The sequence below is a fragment of the Mesorhizobium sp. M2A.F.Ca.ET.037.01.1.1 genome (assembly GCF_003998075.1).
Lineage (GTDB): Bacteria > Pseudomonadota > Alphaproteobacteria > Rhizobiales > Rhizobiaceae > Mesorhizobium.
Genome location: NZ_RZSA01000192.1, coordinates 1 through 8,284, shown reverse-complemented (window position 1 = coordinate 8,284; position 8,284 = coordinate 1). Strand labels below are relative to the sequence as shown.

The 8,284-nt window shown below is 64.5% G+C and carries 6 protein-coding genes; 4 read left to right on the top strand and 2 right to left on the bottom strand.

Translation table 11 applies throughout. The features are described from left to right. Positions 1-255: 255 nt before the first annotated feature. Positions 256-1,356, bottom strand: coding sequence for a citrate synthase/methylcitrate synthase (locus EOA27_RS12185; protein ID WP_126080782.1), 1,101 nt, complete (start codon positions 1,354-1,356; stop codon positions 256-258). A gap of 89 nt (positions 1,357-1,445) precedes the next feature. On the opposite strand from EOA27_RS12185, the gene EOA27_RS12180 reads away from it, so the two are divergent. Continuing rightward, positions 1,446-2,591 (top strand): citrate synthase, encoded by a 1,146-nt coding sequence (locus EOA27_RS12180; RefSeq protein ID WP_126080781.1) that lies wholly within the window; start codon positions 1,446-1,448, stop codon positions 2,589-2,591. Positions 2,592-2,842: 251 nt separating this feature from the next. Here EOA27_RS12180 and phaR read toward each other — a convergent pair whose 3' ends face one another. Continuing rightward, positions 2,843-3,436 (bottom strand): polyhydroxyalkanoate synthesis repressor PhaR, encoded by a 594-nt coding sequence (phaR, locus tag EOA27_RS12175; RefSeq protein ID WP_042641310.1) that lies wholly within the window; start codon positions 3,434-3,436, stop codon positions 2,843-2,845. A gap of 306 nt (positions 3,437-3,742) precedes the next feature. Here phaR and EOA27_RS12170 point away from each other — a divergent pair, with 306 nt between their 5' ends. From EOA27_RS12170 to EOA27_RS12160, 3 genes are all read left to right on the top strand, one after another. Continuing rightward, positions 3,743-4,927, top strand: a complete 1,185-nt coding sequence (locus EOA27_RS12170; protein WP_126080780.1) for an acetyl-CoA C-acetyltransferase — start codon at positions 3,743-3,745, stop codon at positions 4,925-4,927. A 122-nt stretch (positions 4,928-5,049) separates the two neighbouring features. Continuing rightward, a complete protein-coding gene (phbB, locus tag EOA27_RS12165; RefSeq protein WP_126080779.1) occupies positions 5,050-5,775 on the top strand; it encodes an acetoacetyl-CoA reductase in 726 nt (241 codons plus the stop codon). Between the two features lie 822 nt (positions 5,776-6,597). Beyond that, on the top strand, positions 6,598-8,284 hold a 1,687-nt coding region (locus tag EOA27_RS12160), incomplete at its 3' end, for a helicase-related protein (RefSeq protein WP_281059413.1).

The following is an 8,284-nucleotide window of genomic DNA, read 5'->3' as shown; positions in this document are numbered from 1 at the left end:
GCATGCACATGCGGCATTTCGATTCACCCGAACCTTTCCCCGGACAGCCCTGCACGAAAGTGGGGAGAGGTGGCCCGGCGCAGCCGGGACGGAGAGGGGCCTCTCGACCGCCGAAATTTGCTTTGGAAACCTCGGCAGACCGGATTCATCGGCACTTCGCCGGAAAGAGCCGCTGCTTCACGGCCGGCGTCCCTCTCTCCGTCCCGGCTTCGCCGGGCCACCTCTCCCCCGCGTTGCGGGGGCGAGGAAGCAGGCTCAAGCCACTAGATCCGGCACCGGCCCGAAATACCGCGACTGCGGTCTGATCAGCCGTCCGGTAGCCTGCTGCTCGCGGGCATGCGCGATCCAGCCGGCGACGCGGCCGGCGGCGAAGACGTTGGAGAATGCCTCTTTCGGGAAGCCGACCGCTTCGAGCAGAAGCGCGGTGTAGAATTCGACATTAGTCTGGATCGAGCGCTGCGGCTTGGCGATCCTGAGCACTTCGAGCGCGGCCTGTTCCACCGTCTCGGCGAAGGCCAGCCGGCTGCCCATCTTCTTGCTGCTTGCTTCGTTGCGGGAACCAAGCTGCCGCACCACCGCCTTCAGCGCGTCGGCGCGCGGATCGCGCACGCGGTAGATACGGTGGCCGAAGCCCATGATGCGCTCGCCATGCGCGATCTCGGCGCTGAGCCAGCCGGTCGCATCGCCGCTGGCCTCGATGGCGTCCAGCATCTCGATCACCGGCCCCGGCGCGCCGCCATGCAGCGGGCCCTTCAGCGCGCCGAGCCCGGCCAGGATCGCCGAGGTCAGCCCGGCCTGTGTCGACGCCACCACGCGGGTCGCGAAGGTCGAGGCGTTGAGCCCGTGGTCGCAGACCGTCACCAGATAGCTGTCGAGCGCCTTGGCAAGCGCCGGCGAGGCGGCGCCGGCGAGCATCCGCAGCATATCGCCGGCATGATCGGCTTTTGCGTCGGGAGCGATCGGAGTCTCGCCCCGGCCACGGCGCAGCAGGGCCGGCGTCAGCACCGCCGGCGCCGCGATCAAGCGCAGCGCGTCGGCAAGTCCGTCGCCGTCCGGCAGGACGGCCATGCCCGCTCGCATGCCGCTGTAGATGTCGAGCGGCGCGAACTGCGCAAGCAACGGCTTCACACGATCGAATACCTCCACCCGCGCCTTGCCGATCGCCTTCTCCAGTTCGGCGTCGCCGGGGAGATCGTCGAAGAAGCCGTCGAACAGCAGCCGCACCACCTGCGCGTAGCGCCAGCGGCCGGCGAGTTCCGCAAGCGAATGGCCGCGGATGGTGAGGTGCCCGCCCACACCGTCGACATCGGAAAGCACCGTGTCGGCCGCCACAACATCATCGAGCCCATTCGCCATGATCGTCTCCTTGACCTTTTGCGCTTTGCAATTAATGCTGCGCAATCAATGCATCAATCTTGATCAAGATAATCAATGTAGGGCGGCAAATGACGGAGTGGCTGACGCGGGAGCAAGCGCTGGAGCGGCTGAATGTCCGGCCGCAGACGCTCTATGCCTATGTCAGCCGCGGCCGCATCGGCATGAAGCCGGACGAGGCCGATCCGCGCCGCAGCCAGTACCGCGCCGACGACATCGCAGCACTTGCCACGCGACGCGATCGCGGCAGGAGTCCGCAAGCGATTGCCGAAAGCGCCATCGCCTGGGGCGAGCCGGCCATCGCCACCTCGATCTCGACTGTGCTGCATGGCCGCCTCATCTATCGCGGCAAGGACGCGGTGGAGTTCTCGGCGACGGCGACGCTCGAGGAGACCGCCGGACTGCTGTGGGCCTCCGGCCGTCCGGTGTCGTTTGCCTCGCTGACCCCTTCGGCCGCAGGGCAAAGCGGCACGCCGACCGCTTTCGCCAGGCTGTCGGCGCTTGCGGCCGAAGGCTGGCCCTCGCTCGGCCGCAGGCCGGCCATGCTGCAGCAGGACGGCGCCGCCGCGACCAGCGCGCTGGCGACGGCGCTCGGCGCAACGCCGGGCTCCGAACCCGTGCATGCAAGGCTGGCGCAGGGCTGGTCGGTGGAAGACGATGGCGCCGACCTTATCCGCAAGGCGTTGGTGCTGCTGGCCGATCACGAGCTCAACGCCTCGACCTTCGCCGCCCGCGTCGCGGCCTCCACCGGCGCGCCGATCGCCGCCTGCCTGCTCGCCGGTCTCGCGACGCTTATCGGCCCGCGTCACGGTGGCGCGGGTGCCGCGGCGATCGCGCTGGTCGAGGATGCGGAGCGGCTGGGCGCGGACGAAGCGATCGCCCGCTGGCTGGCGCATGACCGACCGCTGCCCGGCTTCGGCCATCCGCTCTATCCGGAAGGCGACCCGCGCGCCGAGGGCGTCTTCTCCGGCCTCGAGATCGACGAAGGGCTGTCGCGCCTTCGCAAGGCGGTCCTTGCCGCGACCGGCCTGCACCCCAACATCGATTTCGCCCTGGCTGCTATAACGCGCAGCCTGCGCCTGCCGGCCGACGCGCCGTTCCGCCTGTTCGCGCTCGGCCGCAGCGTCGGCTGGACGGCGCATGCCATCGAGCAGGTGACCAGCAACAGGCTGATCCGGCCCCGCGCCCGCTATGACGGGCCTATCGGCGCGGGATAATAGCCTTGCAGATTAGCGAAACGCGTTTGAGGTCGTCATTCTAGGGCGGAGCAAGGAGCGAAGCGACGCGCGCAGACCCTAGAATCCATTCCGTGACGCTAAGGCGTTGCGGCGATTAAAGAATTCTGCGCCGCTGCACCCTACGGCATCGGTCACGGAATGGATCCTTGGGTCAAGCCCGAGGATGACGAAGGGATAGGCCTTTGCGCCAATCTCCAGCTCGCGATCGCCGCCAAACCGCGACGCGCTCGTTAGGACATCGTGTCGAGCTTGCGCTGCATCGCCGCGATCTGCGCCTTCAATTCCTGCAGATCGTCGGACTTCTCTTCCTTCTTCGGCGGCTCGGCCGGGGCCGCGGCATTGCTGCCGGCGGGCGGGAACGGCGTGAACATGCGCATGGCGTTCTGGAACATCTCGACATTGCGGCGCGTCTGTTCCTCGAGCGCCTTGATCGGCGTCTTCATCATGTCCATCGGCGTCTTGCCGAAGGCGCCCTTCATCTGCTCGCGAAACCGCTCCTGCTCCTTGGAGAAGGCGATCATCGACTGCTCGAGGAAGCTCGGCACGATCATCTGCATCTGATCGCCGTAGAAGGAGATGAGCTGGCGCAGGAACGGGATCGGCAGCATGTTCTGCCCGTCCTTGTTCTCCAGCTCGAAAATGATCTGCGTCAGCACCGGATGCGTGATGTCGTCGCCGGTCTTGGCGTCCTGGACGGTGAACTCCTCGCCCTTCTTGACCATTTCGGCCAGGTCTTCGAGCGTCACATAGGTGCTGGTGCCGGTGTTGTAGAGCCGGCGATTGGCATACTTCTTGATGACGATCGGGTCGTCTTTTGCGGCCATCCGGATCCTCCCCAGGACACCGGCACCTCTAGGAGTAAGCGGCCGGTAACGATTGCGCCTTCTGTTAAGGATACGCGCAAAAGCGTCACAATTCCAAGTGGTTTGTGCACTGCGGCATCAATTAATGCTGCACAGCCATTGCAAAATCCGCCGCGCGGCCAACGTCACGTTACCGCGACTGGCGTGCGCTCTGCTTGCCGCGCATGGAGGCCATGCCCATTTCCGGTTTGACTCAGATCATTGAACGGGCAAGAAAAGTCTTCAACGATAGCCTAAAATACGACACCTCGAAGTCTGGAGAAGAAAATGGCCGCTTCCAATTCAATCGTCGTCGCCAGCGCCGCCCGCACAGCGGTCGGCTCCTTCAACGGCAGCTTCGCCGCCACGCCGGCGCATGAGCTAGGCGCCGTGGTCATCAAGGAACTGCTCGCCCGCGCGAGCGTCGAAGCCGCGGAGGTCGACGAGGTCATCCTCGGCCAGGTGCTGACCGCCGCTCAAGGACAGAACCCGGCCCGTCAGGCCTCGATCAATGCCGGCCTGCCGAAGGAAACCACGGCCTGGGGCCTCAACCAGGTTTGCGGCTCGGGCCTGCGCGCCATCGCGCTCGGCATGCAGCAGATCGCCGCCGGCGACGCCAAGGTGATCATCGCCGGCGGCCAGGAATCGATGTCGTTGTCGCCGCACGCCGAGCATCTTCGCGCAGGTGTGAAGATGGGCGACTACAAGATGATCGACACCATGATCAAGGACGGCCTGTGGGACGCTTTCAACGGCTACCACATGGGCAACACCGCCGAGAACGTCGCCCGCCAGTTCCAGATCACCCGCGAAACCCAGGACGAGTTCGCGCTTGCCTCGCAGAACAAGGCCGAGGCCGCGCAGAAGGCCGGCAGGTTCAAGGACGAGATCGTCGCCTTCACCATCAAGGGCAAGAAGGGCGACACCATCGTCGACCAGGACGAATATATCCGTCATGGCGCCACGATCGACGCCATGACCAAGCTGAGGCCCGCTTTCGACAAGGACGGCACGGTCACAGCCGCGAACGCGTCCGGCATCAATGACGGCGCCGCCGGCGCGCTGCTGATGACCGAGGCCGAGGCCGCCCGCCGCGGCATCACCCCGCTGGCGCGCATTGCTTCCTGGGCGACCGCCGGCGTCGACCCGGCGATCATGGGCACCGGTCCGATTCCCGCCTCGAAGCGGGCGCTGGAGAAGGCCGGCTGGTCGGTCAAGGACCTCGATCTCGTCGAGGCCAACGAGGCCTTCGCCGCGCAGGCCTGCGCCGTCAACCAGGGCATGGGCTGGGACCCCTCGATCGTCAACGTCAATGGCGGCGCCATCGCCATTGGCCATCCGATCGGCGCGTCCGGCGCCCGCATCTTCAACACGCTGGTCTACGAGATGCGCCGCCGCGGCGCTAAGAAAGGCCTTGCCACGCTGTGCATCGGCGGCGGCATGGGCGTCGCCATGTGCGTGGAAGCGATCTGAACAGCCAATTGCGAATAGAGAGTAGCGAATAGGGAAGAAAAAGCGTCGCGGCGGGACATCAGACCCCTACTCGCTATTCGCTACTCCCTATTCGCTCAGTCGATTTCTAAAGGGAGGACCACATGAGCAAGGTAGCAATTGTCACCGGCGGAACGCGCGGCATTGGTGCTGCGATATCGGCCGCCTTGAAGAACGCCGGCTATTCGGTCGCCGCCAACTATGCCGGCAATGACGAAGCGGCTCAGAAATTCAAGGCCGAGACCGGCATCCCGGTCTACAAATGGTCCGTCGCGGACTACGATGCCTGCGCCGCCGGCATCAAGCAGATCGAAGCCGATCTCGGTCCGGTCTCGGTGCTGGTCAACAACGCCGGCATCACCCGCGACGCCATGTTCCACAAGATGACGCCGGCACAGTGGAAGGAAGTGATCGACACCAACCTTTCCGGCGTCTTCAACATGACGCACCCGCTGTGGAGCGGCATGCGCGACCGCAAGTTCGGCCGCGTCATCACCATTTCCTCGATCAACGGCCAGAAGGGCCAGGCCGGCCAGGCCAATTATTCGGCGTCGAAGGCCGGCGACATCGGCTTCTCCAAGGCGCTTGCCCAGGAAGGCGCCCGCGCCGGCATAACCGTCAACGTGATCTGCCCCGGCTATATCGCGACCGAGATGGTCAAGGCGATCGACGAGAAGGTGCTCAACGAGCGCATCATCCCGCAGATCCCGGTCGGCCGCCTCGGCGAGCCGGAAGAGATCGCGCGCTGCGTCGTCTTCCTGGCTTCCGACGAGGCCGGCTTCATCACCGGCTCGACCATCACCGCCAATGGCGGCCAGTACTTTGCCTGACGGCATTTGTCGCCACGGCGGCTCCTGTTAGCGAGTAGCGAATAGGGAGTAGCGAATAGGGAAGAACGGCGGCGTCAGCGCGGCGGTTATCAGATCCCTATCCCCTATTCCCTATTCGCTACTCTCTATTCGCTCCAACTTGCCTCAATTCGGGACGCAAAAGTTAACGGCCCGGCCGCTCTCTGTGCACAACCCTTCTGACAAACTGTGAATCCTCGGTGGGCAAGCTGTGGATAACACCATATCTAGGGGTGAACAAACCGGGAAACTTCTTGCATCTCTGATTCGTCGCCGATTCGTTCTGGCTTTGGCCGAAAAGTTAACCGCAGAAGCCGAAAACGTTACCCAAATCGTTAAAAGCGATTAAGAAAATTCAACAAATTCATAACCTTGACGACACCTCTCCAATCGACCGCGACCGTTCACCGGCAAAGGTTAACGGCGACGCGATCCCGGCGGAGGCAAAGCATGAATCGGGCCAGTTTCCCGATTCAGCATGTGGTGAGACTCACCGAAAAAAAATCCACATATAGCCGTGAACAAAACCTGAATCAGAACGAGTCAGCGATTCGTCGCTGATTCGTTCCAGACTCGTTCCAGCCGTTAACGGCAGGCGGTTTTGACCGGGTCCGTCGATTCCCGCCTGCCCAAAAGAACATTCCGCTTTCGCTCGGCGTCCTAAATCCCTATGTGTCGGCTGTCACACGCGGCGGCGTCGCCGCGCTTCCGACCAAAAGCATGATCCCGAAAAGTGGGAACCGGTTTTCGAAGAAAGATCATGCTCAAAGAATCGAAGCGGCAAAAACACTTATTTCCGAGCCGATGAACATCCAGCCGAAACACTCCCAGCCGCTGATCCTTTCGGGCCGCGACGTGACGGCCGTGCTCGGCCCCACCAACACCGGCAAGACCCATCTCGCCATCGAGCGCATGGTGGCGCATGAGACCGGCATCATCGGCCTGCCGCTCCGGCTGCTTGCTCGCGAGGTCTATGCCCGCGTCTGCGAGAAGGTCGGCGCCCACAAGGTGGCGCTGATCACCGGCGAGGAGAAGATCGTCCCTGCCGGCGCGAAATATTCGGTCTGCACCGTCGAGGCGATGCCGCGCGAGACCGACGCCGCCTTCGTCGCCATCGACGAAGTGCAGCTCGCCGGCGATCTCGAACGCGGCCATATCTTCACCGACCGCATCCTGCATCTGCGCGGCCGGCAGGAGACACTGCTGCTTGGCGCCGCCACCATGCATGGCATCCTGCAGCGCCTGCTGAAGGGCGTGTCGGTGGTGACGCGGCCGCGCCTGTCGCACCTTGCCTATGCCGGCTCGAAGAAGCTGACCCGGCTGCCGCGGCGCACGGCGATCGTCGCCTTCTCGGCCGACGAGGTCTATGCCATCGCCGAGCTGATCCGCCGTCAGCAGGGCGGCGCCGCCGTCGTGCTCGGCGCGCTGTCGCCCCGCACCCGAAACGCCCAGGTGGAGATCTTCCAGTCCGGCGACGTCGACTATCTCGTCGCGACCGACGCCATCGGCATGGGCCTGAACCTCGACCTCGAGCACGTCGCCTTCGCCCAGAACCGCAAGTTCGACGGCTACCAATACCGCAACCTGAGCGCGGCCGAGCTCGGCCAGATCGCAGGACGCGCCGGCCGGCATCTGCGCGACGGCACGTTCGGCGTCACCGGGCAGGTCGACCCGTTCGACGAGGATCTGGTCGCCAAGATCGAGGCCCATGATTTCGACCCGGTGAAGGTGCTGCAATGGCGCACCGCCGATTTCGATTTTTCCAGCCTCGACGCGCTCAAGCGCTCGACCGAGACCAATGCGCCGGTCGAGGGGCTGACCCGCGCGCTGCCGGCTGTCGACGCGCAGGCGCTGGAGCATCTGTCGAAGGACGGCGACATCCGCGCCTTGGCCACCGGCAAGGAGCGTGTCGCTCTGCTCTGGGAAGCCTGCGCGCTCCCCGACTACCGCAAGATCGCGCCGGCCCAGCACGCCGATCTCATCGCCTCCATCTATATGGACCTTGCGCGCCATGGCCATGTCGATGAGAATTACATGGCCGAGCAGGTGCGGCGCGCCGACACAACCGAAGGCGACATCGACACGCTCTCGCACCGGATCGCGCAGATCCGCACCTGGACTTTCGTCTCCAACCGCCCTGGATGGCTGGCCGATCAGCTACACTGGCAGGAAAAGACGCGCGAAATCGAAGACAGATTGTCGGATGCGTTGCATGAGCGGTTGACGAAACGCTTCGTAGACCGCAGGACTTCCGTCCTCATGCGGCGCCTTAGAGAAAATACCATGCCTGAAGCCGAAATCAGCCCAACCGGAACCGTCCTCGTCGAAGGCCATCATGTCGGCGAGTTGCAGGGGTTCCGCTTCACCGCCGACCAAAGCGCCGGCGGCGAGGACGCCAAGGCGGTGCGCACCGCCGCCCAGAAGGCGCTAGCGGCCGAGTTCGACGCGCGCGCCGAACGCTTTGCCGCCTGCGCCAATGGCGACCTGGCCT

Coding starts and splice junctions, on each gene's coding strand:
- EOA27_RS12185 (WP_126080782.1), bottom strand. CDS start 1,356: ATGGCGAATGGGCTCGATGATGTTGTGGCGGCCGACACGGTGCTTTCC.
- EOA27_RS12180 (WP_126080781.1), top strand. CDS start 1,446: ATGACGGAGTGGCTGACGCGGGAGCAAGCGCTGGAGCGGCTGAATGTC.
- phaR (WP_042641310.1), bottom strand. CDS start 3,436: ATGGCCGCAAAAGACGACCCGATCGTCATCAAGAAGTATGCCAATCGC.
- EOA27_RS12170 (WP_126080780.1), top strand. CDS start 3,743: ATGGCCGCTTCCAATTCAATCGTCGTCGCCAGCGCCGCCCGCACAGCG.
- phbB (WP_126080779.1), top strand. CDS start 5,050: ATGAGCAAGGTAGCAATTGTCACCGGCGGAACGCGCGGCATTGGTGCT.